This window comes from Streptomyces iranensis (assembly GCF_017874715.1).
In the GTDB taxonomy this organism is placed as follows: domain Bacteria; phylum Actinomycetota; class Actinomycetes; order Streptomycetales; family Streptomycetaceae; genus Streptomyces; species Streptomyces iranensis.
The window spans coordinates 26288-43843 of the sequence record NZ_JAGGLR010000025.1 but is presented as its reverse complement, the minus strand read 5'-3'; the positions used below and the strand labels follow the sequence as shown (position 1 = coordinate 43843).

Here is a 17556-nt window from a genome sequence, read left to right as displayed (position 1 = left end):
GGGGCGAACGTCACAAGGACAAAATCACTGGTGCGGGCGGTGGCCGCACAGCATGAAGGCGACCGCGCGCTCCCGTTCGGTCCAGCCCCGCGTGTCCAGTTCGACGGATTGCGACAGCACGCATTCGACGGCGTAGCCGCCGTCCTCCAGCGCCGCGCCGATGGCCTCCGCCTCGTCCCGGGTCACGGCCTGCGTGACGATGCGCTCGGGGCGGCGCGCGGCGCACGCGGCGACCACGGGCGCGCCCCCGCCGCCGATCCGCACCACGTCCGGCTCCGGCAGGTCCTCCAGCACCTCGGGCGCGACGCCCTGGACCACCTGGAGCTGTACGGCGAAGCGGCGGGCCAGGGTGGCGGTGCGCTCGCAGGCGTCGGGATCGCGGTCGACGGCGATGACGGCGGCGCCGAACCCGGCGGTCTCGACGGCCGCCGCACCGCTGCCCGCTCCGATGTCCCAGACCAGGTCGCCCAGGCGGGGGCCGACGCGGGCGAGTTGGAGGGCGCGCAGCTGCGGGGACTCGCTCTCGCTCAGCGCGGTCCCGTACGCGGGGCCGGGCAGCGCCCAGCCGCGGACAGTGCCCGGGTAGCCGGGCTCGCGTCCGGCGATCCAGCCGCCGCCCTGGAGGGCACCACGCCCGGCACCGGCCGGCGAACCGCCGCGGACGGGCGCTGTGCCGGAGCCGCCGATGACGATGACGACGTTGGGGTCGCGCCAGGTGTGGTCGGCGACCTTGTCGGAGGTCAGCACGGTGACCTGCTCGCGCTCGGTGCCCAGGGCCTCGCAGATGACGAAGGTGCGGTGCACCGGGCCGAGCAGCAGCGCGAGTTCGGCGGGCCCCGCACCGGGCGAGGTGAGGACGGCGACCTTGGTGTGGGCGCGGCAGACGTTGACCGCGCGGCGCAGATCGCGGCTGTGGGCGACGACGACCTGGGCGTCGTCCCAGGGCATCCCGGCCCGCGCGAAGGCGGTGGCGACGGAGGAGACGGCGGGGACGACCTCGACCTCGAGCCCGTGCTCGGGGGCGCGCAGGGCGCGGACGACGCCGAAGAAGCCGGGGTCGCCGTCGGCCAGGACCACGGCGGAGCCGCGGTGCTGGGCGATCCTGCGGGCCGCGAGGTCCACGCTGCCGAGCCGGATCCGCTCGGCGCCGGGCGGGACCTCGGGCAGCGCCAGGTGATGGGCGGCGCCGGCCACGAGGGTGGCCGCGCCGAGGGCGGAGCGGGCCGCGTCCGTGAGCGGGGTGCCGTCCCAACCGATCACCGTGACGCGGTCGGCCATCGTCCTTGTTCTCCCCTATGTGTGGCGGGTCGGGTCTGTCGGGTGCGTCGCGGTGGGGTGCGGATGCGTCGCGGTGTGGTGCCCGCGGGGGTCCACGGGCGGGTCGCGGCCGGTGCGCCGCGGATGCGCGGGGCACGGCCCCGGACGCCGCCGAGGCGCGGGTGCTCGGCGCGGACAGAGAGTACCCCGGCTGGTCCGGACCGCCGGAGCGGGGGCGGGCGCTGGGGTGGTGCGCCGAGGGCGCGGACGGCGCGAATGCGCCGGATGTCCGCCCCGGCCGGGGTGCGGTCGGAGGTGTCAGCCCCAGTCGGAGTAGGTGGGGTAGACGCCGAAGCCGTCGGGCCCGGAGATCCGGTCGGGAGTGCCGTCGAGGTCCTCGGCGAGCAGGCTCCAGACGATGAGGTCGGTGCGCAGATCGGTCCAGCCGCCGTCCTCCGTCTGGGTGCGGGCTATCCAGGCGTGGCGCAATACGCCCTCGCTGATGCAGCCGACCTTCTGGGCGACCTGCTGGGCGGCGGTGTTGCCCGCGGCGGTGCGCAGCTCCAGGCGCTCGAACTTCTGGTCCTGGAACAGCCAGCGGGCCACGGCCAGCACCGACTCCGAGGCGTAGCCCTCACCGCGCGCCCAGTGGGCGACGATATAGCTGACCTCGGTGGCCAGCAGCCGCCAGTCGGTATTCCGCAGATGCACGATGCCGACGAGCCGCTGGGTGAGGAATTCGGCGACCGCGAAGACGATTCCGCGGCCGGTGGTCCGTTCCGCCGGGGCGAGTCGCAGCGCCTGGTCGCGGGCGTCGGCGAGCCTGTACGGATAGGGCGCCCGGGTCCAGGCGATGACGCTTTCGTCATTCATCATGTCCGCGAGCGCGGGTATGTCCGCTTCCTCGAACGGGCGCAGCACCAGCCGTTCCGTGCTGATGGAGATGTCCGGGAAGGTGGATGTCATGCGCCGCTCCGTAACCGGGGGTGGTTGTCTGGGCCGTGGAAAGGCCCAGCATGCAGCATCACGCAGGGGAAATGCAGCACGGGGGGTGAATCGGAAGGCTCCGCATCCGGTTCTGGTCCGGATGCGGAGCCTCGGGGGATCCGCCGGCGGGCGGGAAACGTTGGCGAATTCGTTGCGGTGGTGACGGTGTGCCGCGGATCAGAAGGACGGCAGTACGGAGCCCTGGTACTTGTCCTTGATGAACTTCTTCACCTCGGGGGAGGTGAGGAGCTTGGCCAGCTTCTTGACGCGCGGGTCGTCCTCGTTGCCCTTCTTCACGGCCAGGAAGTTGCCGTACGGGTTGTTCTTGGGCGATTCGAGGACGATGGCGTCCTTGGCGGGCTTGAGGTTCGCCTCGATGGCGTAGTTGCCGTTGATGACCGCGGCGTCCACGTCGTCGAGCGACCGCGGCAGCTGGGCGGCCTCCAGCTCCTTGAACTTCAGGCCCTTGGGGTTGGCGGTGATGTCCTTGGGGGTGGCCTCGTTGCCGACGCCGCTCTTGAGCTTGACGATCCCGTTGGCGTCCAGCAGCTTCAGCGCGCGGGCCTCGTTGACCGTGTCGCTCGGGACGGCCACGGTGGCGCCCTTCTTGAGCTCACCGGCCTTCTTCACCTTGTGCGAGTAGAGGCCGAGCGGTTCGAGGTGCACGGTGACGACGGGCACGATGTCGGTGCCCTTCTTCTTGTTGAAGTCGTCGAGGAACGGCTGGTTCTGGAAGTAGTTGGCACCGACCGAGCCGTCCTGGGTGGAGAGGTTCGGCGTGTTGTAGTCGGTGAACTCCTTCACCTCGAGCTTGAGGCCCGCCTTGTCGGCCAGGTGGTCCTTGACGTAGTTGAGGATCTCCGCGTGCGGGACGGGGCTCGCGGCGACGACCAGCGCGCCGTTCTTGTCGTCCGACGAACCCGGGGCGCCGCACGCGGCGGCACCGAGGGCGAGCGCTCCGGCGGCGAGGACGGTGGTGACGGTCTTGGTGGTGTTACGCACGAAAAGTGCCTTTCTTCGGGGGCGCACGAATCCGCCGCGGGTGCGGAAGCGGATTTCGGGCGGGGCGGTACGGGGTGAAGGGGTGGGGGCTCAGGGGACCTTGGTGGGCTCCACGGTCTCGATCTCGGCGGGCGCGGCCCGCCGCTCCGGCGCGGGCTTCCCGGCCCGGGACGCGCCGCCGCGCAGCAGCACCAGCCGCGGGGCGACCGAGGAGCGGCCGCGGTGCGACAGGCCGCGGGCGGCGAGGTCGCCCGCGAACTGGATGACGGCGATGACCACCGCGAGGATGGCGACGGTGATCCACATCAGCTTGGTCTCGAACCGCAGATAGCCGTAGCGGACGGCGAGGTCACCGAGGCCACCGGCGCCGACCGTGCCGGCCATCGCGGAGTACCCGATGAGCGCGACGATCGTGGTGGTCGCGCTGGAGATCAGCGACGGCAGCGACTCGGGCAGCAGCACCTTGCGGACGACCGTCCAGGTGGAGCCGCCCATCGACTGCACGGCCTCCACCAGCCCGCCGTCCACCTCGCGCACCGAGGTCTCCACGAGCCGGGCGTAGAAGGGGATGGCGCCGATGGCCAGGGGCACGATGGCGGCCTCGGGACCGATGGTGGTGCCGACGATCGCGCGGGTGAAGGAGATCAGGGCGACCATCAGGATGATGAACGGCATCGAGCGGGCGATGTTGACGACCTGCCCGACGACCTTGTTCACCACGACGTTTCGGAGCACTCCGCCGCGGTCGGTGAGGACCAGCAGCACGCCGAGCGGCAGTCCGCCGGCGACGGCGATCAGCGCCGACCAGCCCACCATGTAGAGGGTGTCCCAACACGCCTGCTCCAGCAGGGGCTCCATCTCGGACCAGGTCACTTGGCGCCCTCCTTGAGCAGCGGGGTCGGGTTCGCGCGCGGGCCGTCGGCGATGGCCGCCACATCGACCTGGAGGCCCTGCTCCCGCAGGAAGCCGATCGGGACGACGTTCTCCTCGAACCGGCCGGGCAGCTCGATCCGCATCCGCCCGACCTGGTGGCCGCCGACGGTGTCCATGGCGGCGCCGAGGATCGAGATGTCGATGTTGTACGTACGGGACAGCTGGGAGATGACCGGCTTGGTGGCCGCCTCGCCCTGGAAGGTGACGTCCACGACCGTGCGGTCCTCGCCCGAGGGCACCCCGCCGACCGGGAAGAGCTCCTGGGCCAGCTCGGAGCCGGGCGTGGCCAGCAACTCGCTGACCTTGCCGGACTCCACGATCCGCCCGTCGCGCATCAGCGCGGCCGAGTCGCAGATCCTCTTGACGACGTCCATCTCGTGGGTGATGAGCAGCACGGTCAGGCCCAGCTGCTCATTGAGGTCGCGCAGCAGCTGGAGGATCGAGCGGGTGGTCTCGGGGTCGAGCGCGGAGGTCGCCTCGTCCGAGAGCAGCACCTTGGGGTCGCCGGCGAGCGCGCGGGCGATGCCGACGCGCTGCTTCTGGCCGCCGGAGAGCTGCGCGGGGTACGCCTTCGCCTTGTCGGCGAGGCCCACCAGCTCCAGCAGCTCCAGGGCCTTGCGGGTGCGCTCCTTGCCGGAGACGCCGAGGATCTCCAGGGGCAGCTCGACGTTGTCCCGCACGGTGCGCGAGGAGAGCAGGTTGAAGTGCTGGAACACCATGCCGACACGGCTGCGCGCCTGGCGCAGCGCGGACCCCGCACGGTGGCCGCGCCCGGCGAGTGCGGTGAGGTCCTGGCCGGCCACGCTGACCGTGCCGGAGGTGGGGCGCTCCAGGAGGTTGACACAGCGGATGAGGGTGGACTTCCCGGCGCCGCTCTGGCCGACGACGCCGTACACCTCACCCTCGCGGACATGCAGATCGACGCCGTCGAGGGCGGTGACCTCGCGGCCTCGTGAGCGGTAGACCTTGGTCAGGTCCGTGGTGGTGATCACAGGGTTTCCGTCACTGTTGAGTGCACGGCGGTTGGTGCCGCCGGGCACGGCTCGTTCATTTCGGAACGCGGCAGGGTGGACCCGAGGGCATGCCCGGTGTGTGGGCGCGGTTCGGGTTCCGGTGACGCGGGGCGGCGCGGTCCGGCGCGATGGACGCACGGATCCGGCTCAGCGGGTCTCGCTTCGGGGCGCGAGGCTCAGCAGGGGCCCTCAGCGGTCACACATTCGACACCGACAACGAGCACCGGGCGTGGGGATCGCCTCGGTCGCAGGGATGCGGCAGCTCGTCGTGGTCATGGCTGCAAGTAAAACAGACACCGGTGCGGACCTATCAAGCATGTCCGCATAACGGACGGCGCCGCTCGGTCCGTGGACGGGCGGCGGGGCGGCCGGGACCCGGTTCAGACCCGGCAGGTGATCTCCACTCCCCCGTCGGAGACCTGTACGGACACGGCCGACAGGTCCTCGACCACGACATCGGCGACCAGCTCGGCCCGGTCGGTCGTTGTGGCCAATGCCACGGTCCGCATCCCGGCCGCGCGGCCCGCCGCGAGCCCGGCCGGGGCGTCCTCGAAGACCACACAGCGTGCCGGGTCGACTCCGAGCCGCTCGGCGGCCAGCAGGAACGGCTCGGGGTGGGGCTTGCCGCGGGTGATGTCATCGGCGCTGATCAGCGTCCCGGGCCGGATCGCCACCTCCGCCAGGCGGGCCTCGGCCAGCTCGCGGTAGGCGGAGGTGACCACGGCCCAGCGCCCGGCGGGCAGCCCCGCCAGCAGCTCGGCGGCGCCGGGGAGCAGCTTCACCCCGCCCGGTACGTCCTCCAGCTCCAGCTCGTCGATGCGCGCACGGGCCCGCGGGGCGCGGTCGGCGGGGAGCAGCTCGGCGATGATGTCGTCGGCCGGGCGGCCGTGCAGCTCGACCCGGGCGAAGTCCTCCGCCGCAATCCCCTGCTCCCCGGCCCAGCGGGTCCAGCAGCGCAGGACCGAATCCAGGGACGAGACGAGGGTTCCGTCGTTGTCGAACAACAGCGCGTCAGCGGAGATCTTCATGAGCCGCAGCGTACGTGGGGGGTGGCGGAGGCCCTCGGGCGCGGGGCCGAGCGCAGTGCGGCGGGCCGGGCCGATTACCCTCGTCCCATGCTTGTCACTCCCTGTGTGCGCCGCCGTCGGGTGCGCCGCCGCACCGCGCGGAGGTCCCGTTGATCGACGCGCTGACGGTCGCGCTCGGTGTGACCGCGCTCCTCCTCGCCGCGTGGTGCGGCTTCGCCGCCTACCGGGACCAGCCGACCAAGGACTGGCACTTCATCGGCATGGCCGTGGTGGCCCTGCTGGCGGTCGTGCAGCTGGTCATAGGAGTGGTGCGGCTGGCGGGCGGGGACGACCCCCAGCAGGGTGTGGCCATCTTCGTGGCGTATCTCATCGGCTCGGCGCTCGCGGTGCCGATCGCGGCGTTCATGTCGCTGACCGAGCGGACCCGCTGGGGGTCGGCGACGGTCTCCGCGGCGGCCGTGGTGCTGGCCGTGCTCGAGGTGCGGCTCTACGACATCTGGGGAGGCGTCGGTGGCTGAATCACGGGAGGCGTCGATGACCGAGGACCCGGCGGCCGGGAAAGCGGCCGGGAAGGCAGGGAAGACGGCCGGGAAGGCGGAATCCGCTGCGCGCACCGGGCTCGGTCAGGGCCCGGGGCGGCTGCTGGTGATGCTCTACGGGGTGTTCACGGTGGCCGCCGCGTCCCGCTCGATCTACCAGCTGATCGCGCAGTACCAGGAGGCCCCGCTCGCCTACATCCTCTCGGCGGTCTCCGCCGCGGTGTACGCGTTCATCACGGTCTCGCTGGTGCGCGGCGGCGAAGGCGCCCGTAAGGCGGCGATCGTCTGCTGTGCGCTGGAGCTGCTGGGGGTGCTGACCGTGGGCACCTGGACCCTCGCCGATCCGTCGGCCTTCCCGGACCAGACGGTGTGGTCCGACTACGGGATGGGCTATCTGTTCATCCCGATCTTCCTGCCGGTCACGGGCCTGCTGTGGCTCAGGAAGGCCCGCCGGGGCTGACCCCGGCGGGCCCTGGGCCGCGTCCGCCCACGGTCTAAGCAGGTCGGAGGAAGTCCGCTATGGTTCGGCAGCGCCCCGAAGGGGCGCGGGGCTGCATCGATATGTGGCTCCGCCACGGGGCGCGACCGGCCACGACGGCGCCGCGGATGACCGACGACGCATCGCGGCACATCCAGCGGAGTGCTTAGGCGCTGGCGGCGTACGCGGTGGCCGTGGCGTCCTTCTCCAGGGTGACCAGGCTCAGCCGGCGGTTGACCTCCTCGGTGCCCACCTGGGCGTAGCCGTAGCGGCGGTACAGCCGCAGATTGCCCTCGCTGCGGTGGCCGGTGAACAGGCGGTACCGCTTGGCGGCCCGGTCCTCGGAGAGCCGCTCCTCGATCGCCGCGAGCAGCCGCCCGCCCAGGCCGTGCCGCTGCATCCGGGGGTGGACGATCAGCTTGGCGATGGCGGCGGTCCCCTTGTCGTCGACGACTCCGCGGACCGAGCCGACGACCTCCGCGCCGAGCCGGGCGACGAGCACACAGCCCTCGCTCAGTTCGGCGCGCAGGTCGTCGAGCGACTGCGTCAGCGGTTCGATCGAGAAGTCGCCGTAGAGCTCCGCCTCGCCCTGGTAGCACAGATACTGCAGCTTCAGAATCTGCTCGGCGTCGTCCGCGGTCGCCGCGGAGATGGTCACGCTCATGCCCATGTGCGCATGCCTCCCCTATGTCGTCAGTCCACCGGTCGCGGTGAGGGTAGGAGTGCGACCGGGGGTTCATGGCCTGGGTGGAAGCGCCGCGTGGTCGGCGTCCGCCTCCGAGGCGCCGGTTGTCTATCGCTCCTTTCCCCACGGTTCAGGAGCCGCAACCTCCGCCGTGAGCATTCTGCGCAGGCAACCCAGACATCGGGAACGTACCGGGCCCAGACTGCCCTGTGACATTCCCAACTGACCGGCGATTTCGCGATACGTGGGATCCGCGCGGGAGAGCATCGCCGCGAGCAGTGCGGGGCAGCGTCCGGGCAGCCGCCGCACCGCCGCGCGCAGCGTCCGGCGGGTCTCCGCGGCCAGCACGGCGTGTTCGGCCGGACGGGGCTCGGGGCCGCTGGGCGGTCCGCCGGCCACCGGGTCGTACGGCACCTCGCGGCGCGCCCGGCGCCTGGCCCCGCGCACCTCGGCCCGGACGGCGCAGCGCAGCCAGCGGGCGGGGTGGGGCGGCGGTCCGGTGTCCCGGGTGTGTTCCAGCAGCCGCAGCCAGACGGCCTGTTCGAGTTCGGCGGGCTCGACGCCGACGCCGTGTGCCTCGGCCGCCGCTTCGGCGGCCAGCAACGGGCCCAGCTGCTTCACAAGGTCCATGCCGGGCGGGACGAGGCCCGGTCACGGGGTGGTTGCCGGGTGACCGAGGTCTCACCCGACCGGGGAAGCGGCGGGGCCGCGCCTTGACGCTCGCGCGCCCCGCCGCTCGACGCTCGCGCGCCCCCGCCGCCGCCTCTCACGGGCGGATCACTTGCGGAAGTCCGCCGCCGCGAGCAGCGCAGTGTCCGCGTTGTCGGAGAAGATGCCGTCGATTCCGGTCGCGAAATATGCCTTGAACGCCCCGAAAGCGTCACCGTAGGCGTTGGGGTCGCTGCCGCGGCGGAAGTCGGCCGGGAGGAAGGTGTTCTCGTTGCGCATGGTGTACGGGTGCAGGACCAGCCCCGCCGCGTGCGCGTCCTTCACCACGCTGGTCGGCGTCCCCAGCTTGCCGTCCGGCGTCCGGGGGATGATGACCGACAGATCGGGGCCGATGCCCTGGGCGTAGCTCGCGATCCACTTGAGCCCCTCGGGCTTGACCAGGTCCGCGACCGTCCGCGGGTCGTTCGCCTCGACGAAGTCCCAGGGCCGGCTGTCGATGGTGGACAGCAGCACGACGGACGGGGTGTCCACCAGCTTGCGCAGCCGCTGGATGCTGCTCGGCTCGAAGGACTGGAGGAACAGCGCCGAGTCCTCGCGGTGGCGGCCGTAGCGGCGGAGCAGCTTGGCCACCCGCTCCTCGAGACCGAGACCGAGCTTGCGGAAGTAGGTGGGGTGCTTGGTCTCCACGTACAGCCAGATCCGGCGGCCGCGCTCGCGGCCCTCGCGCTCGGCCCACTGGAGCACCTCTTCGAAGGTGGGCACCTCCCAGCGGCCGTCGTAGAGGGTGTTGCGCTGGCGGTTGCCCGGGATGCGCTCCTTGGCGCGCAGCGTCTTCAGCTCGGCGAGGGTGAAGTCCTCGGTGAACCAGCCGGTGAGCTTGGTGCCGTCGACCGTCTTGGTGGTCTTGCGGTCGGCGAACTCCGGGTGGGCGGAGACGTCCGTGGTGGCCGTGATGTCGTTCTCGTGGCGGCAGACCAGATGGCCGTCCTTGGTGGGGACCACGTCCTGCTCGATGATGTCCGCGCCCATGTCCAGGGCGAGCTGGTACGAGCCGATAGTGTGCTCGGGCCGGTAGCCGCTGGCGCCGCGGTGGCCGATCACGGTGGGAACCGGCAGCTCATGGCCCCGGCCGGACGTTCCCGCGGCCGCGCCCGGCGCGGTCCGCGGCTCCGCGGCCGTAGCCGTGCCCGCACCGCTCAGCGCCATCGCTCCCGCGCCGAGGGCCGCGGCCCCCAGCAGGGCGCGCCGTCCGGGCTTCTGCTCCCGCTCCATGCAGCACTCCTTGATGTGGTGTTCAACACCTGTCAAATCCCGTCAGAGAACGGCCTGATGGTAGGCGTGGGCGGCTTTCCTACGGGAGACGTCGGGCGAAACGCGTGGGGAACGGGGGGCAACACCGCGTACCAGGTGGGTGAACCTGGTGTGCGCCGGAGCGCGACCGGCGAGTATCGTCCTCATCGGCGCTCGGGTGCGGTACGAGGTTGACGAACCGTACGCGGTTGCGTCCCAGACCTTGACCCCGACCGGAGGGCCCGTGTCCCGATTCGCGTTTCTGAAGGCAGTACTCGGTCCGCTGATGCGCCTGATGTTCCGCCCACGGGTCGAGGGGGCCGAGGGCATTCCGGGCTCGGGCCCGGTGATCCTCGCCGGGAACCATCTCACCTTCATCGACTCGATGATCCTGCCGCTGGTCTGTGACCGTCAGGTCTTCTTCATCGGCAAGGACGAGTACGTCACGGGCAAGGGCCTCAAGGGCCGGCTGATGGCCTGGTTCTTCACCGGCGTCGGCATGATCCCGGTGGACCGGGACGGCGGCCGCGGCGGTGTCGCGGCGCTGATGACGGGGCGCCGGGTGCTGGAGGAGGGCAGGGTCTTCGGCATCTACCCGGAGGGCACCCGCTCCCCCGACGGCCGCCTCTACCGTGGCCGCACCGGCATCGCCCGCCTCGCCCTGATGACCGGCGCGCCCGTGGTGCCGTTCGCGATGATCGGGACCGACCGGATCCAGCCGGGCGGCAAGGGGCTGCCGCGGCCGGGCAAGGTCGAGGTCCGCTTCGGCGAGCCGCTGGAGTTCACCCGCTACGAGGGCATGGACCGCGACCGCTATGTGCTGCGGGCCGTGACCGACGAGGTGATGAGCGAGGTCATGCGGCTGTCGGGGCAGGAGTACGTGGACATCTACGCCACGAAGGCGAAGTCGGCCGCATGACGGCTGACGGCTGACGGCTGACGGCTGACGGCTGACAGCTGACGTTTCGGGCGAACCGCGGCGGTCCGGGGTTTCCGGGCCGCCGCACTTGTGTGCCCCCGCCAGATTTGGCCGAAAACGCCGCCTCGCGGTCCGGCGAGCCGACGCTCCGGCCGGTGTCACGGGTCACCAGATTTACGGAAGATCTGATTCCGCTACCCGCTGGTCACCACCGGGCACGACCACTATGGTGCCGCGGGTGACCACGATGACCGTGCCCTCCCCCGACTTCGTGATGCTGCGCGGTCGGCGGTTCGCCGTGACCGATTTCGGCGGACCGGGCGACCCGGTCCTGGCCCTGCACGGCCACTTCGGCCGGGGCCGGATGTACGCGCCGCTGGCCGCCGCCCTCGCCCCGGAACGGCGGGTGATCGCGCTCGATCAGCGGGGGCACGGGCTGACCGGCGGCGGTGGCCCCTTCACGCTGGACGAGTATGTGGCCGACGCCGCCGCGCTGCTGCGGGAGCTGGGTCTCGGCCCGGTCCCGGTCGTCGCCCACTCCACGGGCGCGGTCGGCGCGTACGCGCTGGCCGCCCGCCATCCGGATCTGGTGAGCGCGCTGGTCGTCGAGGACATCGGCGCGGTGACGGACCGTCCGGTGGTCAGCCATCCGGTGCTCGATGTCTCCGGGTGGCCGACCTGGGCCGTGGACCGGGAGAAGCTGCGCGCCGCCATCGAGTCCCGGGGCATCCCGGACGCCTCGTACTTCCTGGACAGCGCCGAGCCGGACCCGCAATCGGGCGGCTGGCGGCTGCTGTTCGAGCCCAGCCATATGATGGCGTCCCAGCAGGCCATGTGCGGTGACTTCTGGGACGACTGGCTGGGCTCCTCCTGCCCCGCGCTGCTGATGCGCGGCGAGCACAGCTCGCTGCTGCCGCCGGGCCACGCCCACGAGATGGCCACCCGCCGACCCAACACGCGGCTCCGCGAGTTCGCCGGGTGCGGTCACTGGATCCATGACGACGCGCCGCGGCCGTACACCCGCGCTGTCCGTTCGTTCCTGAGCCTGCTGTAGCGGGGGTCCGGGGGTACGTGTACGCCTGCGGCGGGCCGTTCCCCTACCCGCCCCTTCCCGAAACTGGGGCTCCGCCCCAGACCCCGCTCCTCAAACTCCCCCAGCTACCGCTGGGAGGTGCCCCCTGGAGGGGCTGGAATGCCACACGCCGGAGGGCTGGAAGGCGAGGCTCCGCCCCGAAGGGGCGCGGGGCTGTATCGATGTGCGGCTCCGCCGCGTGGGCGCGACCAGCCACGACGGCGCCGCAGACGTCGACGGCATCTCGGGGCACTCCCAGCAGAGCGCTCAGCCGGGCAGCGTCACGCCCAGGGCAGCCCCGCGCGGTGCCGCCAGTACGTCTCCGGGGGCTCGGCCAGTTCCGCCAGCCGGGCCAACCGCGGCTCGTCCAGGCGGAGATCCGCGGCGGCCAGGTTGGAGCGCAGCTGGTCCGTCGTGGCGGCGCCGGAGAGGACGACCGTCACCCAGGGGCGGTGCGCCACCGCGGCCAGGGCGACGGCGTCCGGAGTGGCGCCCGTCTCCCCGGCCACCTGGCGCAGGGGCTCCGGAAGCCGCTCGGCCGCCTCGGTGAGCCGGCCGTTGGCCACGGCTTCCTTGACGATGACCGCCCGGCCCGCCTCATGGGCCTCGGCCAGCGCCGCCCCGGCCGAGGGCTCCAGCAGGTTGTAGGTGGACTGGACGGTACGGAAGAGCGGACGGCCGTCGACCTCCACGGCCAGCGCGGCACGGATCGCCTCGGCCTGGCGCGGACCGCTGGTGGAGACGCCGACCGTCACGCCCTCCGCGGCGAGCCCGGCCAGCCGCGCGTGCAGCACGGGGTCGGTGAGGGCGGGGCTGTCGGGGGTCACCGAGTGGATCTGGTAGAGGTCCAGCCGGTCGCCGAGCAGCGCGTCGGTCAGCTCGCGCTGCCGGTCGAAGGTCTCGACGCCATGGTCCTTGACCTCATGGGTCTCGGCGTCCGTACGCCACTCGGCGACATACGTATAGCCCCACTTGGAGCCGACGACCACGTCCCGGGCGGCGTCCGGGCGGTCCCGCAGCCAGTCGGCGAGGAACTCCTCGGCCCGGCCGTAGGAGCGCGCCGCGTCCAGATAGCGCACCCCGGCGGCGTACGCGGCGTCCAGCAGCTCATGGCTGCGGCGCCGCATCACCTCGACCGGGCGCTCGGCCGGGAGGTCACGGTCCCGGCCGAGGTTGATGTAGGCGGGGCGGCCGACCGCGGCCAGGCCGAGCCCGATCCGGGCCACCCCCGTCCCGGGGGCCGCGATCTCCACGAGACGTTCGACGCTCATACTCCGTGTCCCCACCTCTCCCTTTCGGTCTGTCGCCGTCAGCGCTTGGCGCCCGCCCACGCGTACTGGGCGGCCAGATCCTCCTTGACCTCCGCAAGCTGGGCCCGCACCGCCACGGGGGCGGTGCCGCCGCGGCCGCCGCGCGCGGCCAGCGCGCCCTGCACATTGAGGACGCTCCGGACCTCCGGCGTCAGATGCGGCGAGATCTTGGCGAACTGTTCGTCGGTGAGCTGGTCGAGCTCGATGCCCGTCCGCTCGCACTCCTTGACGCATTCCCCCGCGACCTCGTGCGCCACCCGGAACGGCACGCCCTGCCGCACCAGCCATTCGGCGATGTCGGTGGCGAGCGAGAACCCGGCCGGGGCCAGCTCCTCCATGCGCTCGCGGTTGACGGTCAGCGTGGCCATCATCCCGGTGAAGGCCGGGAGCAGCACCTCCAGCTGGTCGCAGGAGTCGAAGACCGGCTCCTTGTCCTCCTGGAGGTCGCGGTTGTACGCGAGCGGCAGGGCCTTGAGGGTGGCCAGCAGCCCGGTGAGGTTGCCGATCAGCCGACCGGACTTGCCGCGCGCAAGCTCCGCGATGTCCGGGTTCTTCTTCTGCGGCATGATCGAGGAGCCGGTGGAGAAGGCGTCGTGGAGGGTCACGAAGGAGAACTCCTTCGTGTTCCAGAGGATGATCTCCTCCGCGATCCGCGACAGATCGACGCCGATCATCGCGGTGATGAACGCGAACTCGGCGACGAAGTCACGGGAGGCCGTGCCGTCGAGCGAGTTGGCGGACGAGCCCCGCTCGAAGCCGAGGTCGGCCGCGACCGCCTGCGGGTCGAGACCCAGCGAGGACCCGGCCAGCGCGCCCGAGCCGTACGGCGAAACGGCGGTGCGCTCGTCCCACTGCCGCAGCCGCTCCGCGTCCCGCGACAGCGCCTGGACATGGGCGAGGACATGGTGGGCGAAGAGCACCGGCTGGGCGTGCTGGAGGTGCGTACGGCCGGGCATCGCGACGTCCGGGTGCGCCTCCGCGAGCCCCACCAGGGCCTGCTGGAGGTCGGCGATCAGCCCGCCGACGATCCGGGCGTGGTCCCGCAGATACATCCGGAAGAGGGTGGCGATCTGGTCGTTGCGGGACCGGCCGGCCCGCAGCTTGCCGCCGAGGTCCGGGCCCAGCCGCTCCAGCAGACCGCGCTCCAGGGCGGTGTGGACGTCCTCGTCGGCGATGGTGCCGGTGAAGTCGCCGGAGGCGACATCGGCCTCCAGCCGGTCCAGGCCCGCCAGCATCCGCTCCAGCTCATCGGCGGTGAGCAGCCCCGCCGTGTGCAGCACCCGGGCGTGGGCGCGGGATCCGGCGATGTCGTACGGCGCCAGGCGCCAGTCGAAGTGCACGGAGGCGCTGAGCTTCTCCAGTGCCTCGGACGGGCCGTCGGCGAAGCGGCCGCCCCAGAGCCGGACGTCGCCGCTGTTGCCGTTGCTCACGCTGTTGCTCCTGTCGGCTGTGGGTGTGCGACCGCCTCCCCGCCGCGGGGCGGGGAGGCGGCTCGTGATGCGTCGCGTACGTCGGATACGCGGGCTTGACGCCGGTACGCAGGCTACTGCCGCAGATCCCGCTTCGCGGCGATCTTGCTGGACATCCCGAAGATCTCGATGAAGCCCTTGGACAGCGACTGGTCGAACGTGTCGCCGGTGTCGTAGGTCGCCAGGTGGAAGTCGTACAGCGAGGTGTGCGACTTCCGTCCGGTGACGACGGCCCGGCCGCCGTGCAGGGTCATCCGGATCTCGCCGGACACGTGCTCGTTCGCCTCGGCGATGAATCCGTCCAGGGCCCGCTTGAGCGGCGAGAACCACAGACCGTCGTAGACCAGCTCGCCCCAGCGCTGCTCGACCTGCCGCTTGTAGCGGGCCAGCTCGCGCTCGACGGTGACGGCCTCCAGCTCCTGGTGGGCGGTGATCAGCGCGATGGCGCCGGGCGCCTCGTAGACCTCCCGCGACTTGATGCCCACCAGCCGGTCCTCGACCATGTCGATCCGGCCGACGCCCTGGGCGCCCGCCCGCTCGTTCAGCCGCTGGATGGCCTGGAGCACGGTGACGCGCTCACCGTCGATCGCGACGGGGACGCCCTTGTCGAAGGTGACGATCACCTCGTCGGCCTCGCGCGGGGCGGCCGGGTCGGCGGTGTACTCGTAGACGTCCTCGATCGGCGCGTTCCAGATGTCCTCCAGGAAGCCGGTCTCCACGGCCCGCCCGAAGACGTTCTGGTCGATCGAGTACGGGGACTTCTTGGTGGTCGCGATCGGCAGACCCTTGGCCTCGCAGAAGGCGATCGCCTTGTCCCGGGTCATCGCGTAGTCCCGGACCGGCGCGATGCAGGTCAGATCGGGGGCGAGGGAGGAGATACCGGCCTCGAACCGCACCTGGTCGTTCCCCTTGCCGGTGCAGCCGTGGGCGACGGTCCCGGCGCCGTGCTTACGGGCGGCGGCCACCAGGTGCTTCACGATGGTGGGCCGGGACAGCGCGGAGACCAGCGGGTAGCGGTCCATGTACAGCGCGTTGGCCTTGATCGCCGGAAGGCAGTACTCCTCGGCGAACTCGTCCTTGGCGTCCGCGACCTCCGCCTCGACCGCGCCGCAGGCGAGCGCGCGCTTGCGGATGACGTCCAGGTCCTCACCGCCCTGGCCGACGTCCACGGCGACGGCGATGACCTCGGCATCCGTCTCCTCGGCGATCCAGCCGATGGCGACGGAGGTGTCCAGGCCGCCCGAGTAGGCGAGTACGACGCGCTCGGTCACGGGTGCCTCCTTACGATCCATACGTTTCTCTGCATGAGTATGCATTGGGCCGTATGTTTCGTCAATGTGGCAGGTGGAGCGGCCCTCGCGCCCCCGCACCGCCGTCGCGATGAAGATTTGCCCCCACTTTCACTTGCCGAGCGTTCAGCCAGTTCCTATCGTGGCATTTCAGGAGGTCTTCATGCCCGAAAACGTTCAGGTACCGCACAGCGACACCAGCGGCGGCCGCCCCCGGCTCCAGCCGCTGTTCGAGGACGACTGGGATGCGAGGACGGGCGAGCTGCTCGCCGACGCTCCACGCGATCCCCGGGGGCGGGTGGGCAACGTCTTCACCACCCTGGCCCGCCATCCCGAGCTCTATGAGGCGTTCATGCCTTTCGGGCTCCAGCTGCTCCGCAAGGGCCGGCTGCCGGGAAGGATCCGCGAACTGCTGATCCTTCGCACCTCGCACAACACCGGCGCCTCGTACGAGTGGGGACGCCACGTCCCGCTGGCCAAGGCCGCGGGCCTCACGGACACCGACATCGCCCGCGTCCCCCAGGGCCCGGACACCCCCGGGTGGACGGACCTCGACCGGCAGCTGATCCGGGCGGCCGACGAACTGCACGGCGACGCCCGGCTGTCCGACACCACCTGGGAGGCTCTCGCCGGACACTTCGACGAGGCGGAGCTGATAGAGATCACCATGCTGGTGGGGCAGTACCACATGGTGGCGTTCTTCCTGAACAGCGCCGGTGTGGAACTGGACCCGGGTTTCGACGCGACCGGATTCGCGGAAGGAGCCGCGCATGCCGGCTGAGACGCGGGCGGCCGGCTCCGCGGCCCGGCGGCTGGACGGCCGCAGGGTGCTGGTGATCGGCGCGGGCACCCGTCCCGACGACGACCCGGAGTCGCCGGTCGGAAACGGCCGGGCCATCGCGGTACTCGCCGCCCGTGAGGGCGGGAGCGTGGCCTGCGCCGATGTGGCGGCCGAGGCCGCCGGTGTGACGGCCGGACTGGTCTCCGCCGAAGGCGTCAAGGGCATCGCGGTGGTGGGCGATGCCACGGACCCGGAGCAGTCGGCCGCGGTGGTCGATGAGGCGGTCCGCTCACTGGGCGGACTCGACGGGCTCGTGGTCAACGTCGGGATCGGCCTCGGCACCGGGTTGGCGGGCTCCGCCCCCGAGGACTGGGACCGGGTTCTCTCCCTCAATCTGCGGGCGCCGTTCCTGGCCGCCAAGTACGGGGTTCCGGCCCTGGCGGACGGCGGCTCGATCGTCTTCATCGGGTCGACGGCCGGGCTGCGTGCCGCCACCAACTCCCCCGCCTACGACAGTTCCAAGGCCGGGCTGTTCGGACTCGTCCGCCACGTCGCGAAGGAGGCGTCGGTCCGTGGGATACGCGCCAACCTCGTCGTCCCGGGGCTGATCGACACACCGATCGGGCGCCAGGCGTCGGCCAGGCGGGCCTCACGGACCGCCTCGTTCGAGCGGATCCCGCTCGGACGTCAGGGCAACGCGTGGGAGGTGGCGGAGGCCGTGACGTTCCTGCTCTCCGAGCGCGCTTCCTACATCACGGGCCAGAGCCTGGTGGTGGACGGCGGACTCAACGCGGTCTGACCGGCGGTACCGGGCCACCGATGCCCGGTCGGCCCA

General features: G+C 71.8%; 18 protein-coding genes. 6 read left to right on the top strand and 12 right to left on the bottom strand.

Annotated elements, in window-relative coordinates:
* Positions 1-24: 24 nt before the first annotated feature.
* The 6 genes from cbiE to J2Z30_RS37085 all read right to left on the bottom strand — a co-directional run bounded on the left by cbiE (position 25) and on the right by J2Z30_RS37085 (position 6220).
* Entirely contained in the window at positions 25-1278 is a 1254-nt protein-coding gene (gene cbiE, locus J2Z30_RS37110; protein WP_044568625.1) for a precorrin-6y C5,15-methyltransferase (decarboxylating) subunit CbiE, read from the bottom strand.
* 297 nt (positions 1279-1575) lie between these two features.
* Positions 1576-2223 (bottom strand): GNAT family N-acetyltransferase, encoded by a 648-nt coding sequence (locus tag J2Z30_RS37105; protein WP_044568626.1) that lies wholly within the window; start codon positions 2221-2223, stop codon positions 1576-1578.
* 198 nt (positions 2224-2421) lie between these two features.
* Complete coding sequence (locus J2Z30_RS37100; protein ID WP_044568628.1) at positions 2422-3246, bottom strand: MetQ/NlpA family ABC transporter substrate-binding protein; 825 nt, start codon at positions 3244-3246, stop codon at positions 2422-2424.
* A 90-nt stretch (positions 3247-3336) separates the two neighbouring features.
* Positions 3337-4119 (bottom strand): methionine ABC transporter permease, encoded by a 783-nt coding sequence (locus J2Z30_RS37095; protein WP_044568630.1) that lies wholly within the window; start codon positions 4117-4119, stop codon positions 3337-3339.
* The gene (locus tag J2Z30_RS37090; protein WP_044568631.1) at positions 4116-5171 is read right to left on the bottom strand and encodes a methionine ABC transporter ATP-binding protein; all 1056 of its coding nucleotides are present in this window, start codon (positions 5169-5171) and stop codon (positions 4116-4118) included. The genes J2Z30_RS37095 and J2Z30_RS37090 overlap by 4 nt, the downstream gene beginning before the upstream one ends.
* Before the next feature lie 401 nt (positions 5172-5572).
* Positions 5573-6220 (bottom strand): HAD-IA family hydrolase, encoded by a 648-nt coding sequence (locus J2Z30_RS37085; RefSeq protein ID WP_044568632.1) that lies wholly within the window; start codon positions 6218-6220, stop codon positions 5573-5575.
* A gap of 149 nt (positions 6221-6369) precedes the next feature.
* On the opposite strand from J2Z30_RS37085, the gene J2Z30_RS37080 reads away from it, so the two are divergent.
* Together J2Z30_RS37080 and J2Z30_RS37075 are read left to right on the top strand one after the other, a co-directional pair.
* A complete protein-coding gene (locus J2Z30_RS37080; protein WP_044568633.1) occupies positions 6370-6738 on the top strand; it encodes a hypothetical protein in 369 nt (122 codons plus the stop codon).
* 16 nt (positions 6739-6754) lie between these two features.
* Positions 6755-7219 carry a hypothetical protein gene (locus J2Z30_RS37075; RefSeq protein ID WP_044568634.1) on the top strand — a complete coding sequence of 155 codons (465 nt, stop codon included), beginning with the start codon at positions 6755-6757 and terminating at the stop codon, positions 7217-7219.
* 184 nt (positions 7220-7403) lie between these two features.
* Here J2Z30_RS37075 and J2Z30_RS37070 read toward each other — a convergent pair whose 3' ends face one another.
* The 3 genes from J2Z30_RS37070 to J2Z30_RS37060 form a co-directional block, all read right to left on the bottom strand.
* Positions 7404-7907 carry a GNAT family N-acetyltransferase gene (locus J2Z30_RS37070; protein WP_044568635.1) on the bottom strand — a complete coding sequence of 168 codons (504 nt, stop codon included), beginning with the start codon at positions 7905-7907 and terminating at the stop codon, positions 7404-7406.
* Positions 7908-8030: 123 nt separating this feature from the next.
* Complete coding sequence (locus tag J2Z30_RS37065) at positions 8031-8552, bottom strand: sigma-70 RNA polymerase sigma factor region 4 domain-containing protein (protein ID WP_044568636.1); 522 nt, start codon at positions 8550-8552, stop codon at positions 8031-8033.
* Between the two features lie 147 nt (positions 8553-8699).
* Entirely contained in the window at positions 8700-9863 is a 1164-nt protein-coding gene (locus tag J2Z30_RS37060) for a glycerophosphodiester phosphodiesterase (protein ID WP_044568637.1), read from the bottom strand.
* 262 nt (positions 9864-10125) lie between these two features.
* Here J2Z30_RS37060 and J2Z30_RS37055 point away from each other — a divergent pair, with 262 nt between their 5' ends.
* Entirely contained in the window at positions 10126-10800 is a 675-nt protein-coding gene (locus tag J2Z30_RS37055; protein WP_020867138.1) for a lysophospholipid acyltransferase family protein, read from the top strand.
* A gap of 247 nt (positions 10801-11047) precedes the next feature.
* Positions 11048-11854, top strand: coding sequence for an alpha/beta fold hydrolase (locus J2Z30_RS37050; protein ID WP_044581146.1), 807 nt, complete (start codon positions 11048-11050; stop codon positions 11852-11854).
* A 299-nt stretch (positions 11855-12153) separates the two neighbouring features.
* Here J2Z30_RS37050 and J2Z30_RS37045 read toward each other — a convergent pair whose 3' ends face one another.
* From J2Z30_RS37045 to J2Z30_RS37035, 3 genes are all read right to left on the bottom strand, one after another.
* Complete coding sequence (locus J2Z30_RS37045; protein WP_044568638.1) at positions 12154-13143, bottom strand: aldo/keto reductase; 990 nt, start codon at positions 13141-13143, stop codon at positions 12154-12156.
* A gap of 38 nt (positions 13144-13181) precedes the next feature.
* Positions 13182-14612, bottom strand: coding sequence for an argininosuccinate lyase (gene argH, locus J2Z30_RS37040; RefSeq protein ID WP_044568639.1), 1431 nt, complete (start codon positions 14610-14612; stop codon positions 13182-13184).
* A gap of 113 nt (positions 14613-14725) precedes the next feature.
* Positions 14726-15922 carry an argininosuccinate synthase gene (locus J2Z30_RS37035; RefSeq protein ID WP_044568640.1) on the bottom strand — a complete coding sequence of 399 codons (1197 nt, stop codon included), beginning with the start codon at positions 15920-15922 and terminating at the stop codon, positions 14726-14728.
* A 181-nt stretch (positions 15923-16103) separates the two neighbouring features.
* Here J2Z30_RS37035 and J2Z30_RS37030 point away from each other — a divergent pair, with 181 nt between their 5' ends.
* Positions 16104-16721 (top strand): carboxymuconolactone decarboxylase family protein, encoded by a 618-nt coding sequence (locus J2Z30_RS37030; RefSeq protein WP_044568642.1) that lies wholly within the window; start codon positions 16104-16106, stop codon positions 16719-16721.
* Positions 16711-17520 carry an SDR family NAD(P)-dependent oxidoreductase gene (locus J2Z30_RS37025; RefSeq protein WP_044568643.1) on the top strand — a complete coding sequence of 270 codons (810 nt, stop codon included), beginning with the start codon at positions 16711-16713 and terminating at the stop codon, positions 17518-17520. The genes J2Z30_RS37030 and J2Z30_RS37025 overlap by 11 nt, the downstream gene beginning before the upstream one ends.
* Positions 17521-17556: the final 36 nt, after the last annotated feature.

Bases quoted from the DNA above. Each gene is read 5' to 3' on its own strand.
- cbiE (WP_044568625.1), bottom strand. From the start codon at position 1,278: ATGGCCGACCGCGTCACGGTGATCGGTTGGGACGGCACCCCGCTCACG.
- J2Z30_RS37105 (WP_044568626.1), bottom strand. From the start codon at position 2,223: ATGACATCCACCTTCCCGGACATCTCCATCAGCACGGAACGGCTGGTG.
- J2Z30_RS37085 (WP_044568632.1), bottom strand. From the start codon at position 6,220: ATGAAGATCTCCGCTGACGCGCTGTTGTTCGACAACGACGGAACCCTC.
- J2Z30_RS37075 (WP_044568634.1), top strand. From the start codon at position 6,755: ATGACCGAGGACCCGGCGGCCGGGAAAGCGGCCGGGAAGGCAGGGAAG.
- J2Z30_RS37070 (WP_044568635.1), bottom strand. From the start codon at position 7,907: ATGGGCATGAGCGTGACCATCTCCGCGGCGACCGCGGACGACGCCGAG.
- J2Z30_RS37065 (WP_044568636.1), bottom strand. From the start codon at position 8,552: ATGGACCTTGTGAAGCAGCTGGGCCCGTTGCTGGCCGCCGAAGCGGCG.
- J2Z30_RS37060 (WP_044568637.1), bottom strand. From the start codon at position 9,863: ATGGAGCGGGAGCAGAAGCCCGGACGGCGCGCCCTGCTGGGGGCCGCG.
- J2Z30_RS37050 (WP_044581146.1), top strand. From the start codon at position 11,048: ATGACCGTGCCCTCCCCCGACTTCGTGATGCTGCGCGGTCGGCGGTTC.
- J2Z30_RS37045 (WP_044568638.1), bottom strand. From the start codon at position 13,143: ATGAGCGTCGAACGTCTCGTGGAGATCGCGGCCCCCGGGACGGGGGTG.
- J2Z30_RS37030 (WP_044568642.1), top strand. From the start codon at position 16,104: ATGCCCGAAAACGTTCAGGTACCGCACAGCGACACCAGCGGCGGCCGC.
- J2Z30_RS37025 (WP_044568643.1), top strand. From the start codon at position 16,711: ATGCCGGCTGAGACGCGGGCGGCCGGCTCCGCGGCCCGGCGGCTGGAC.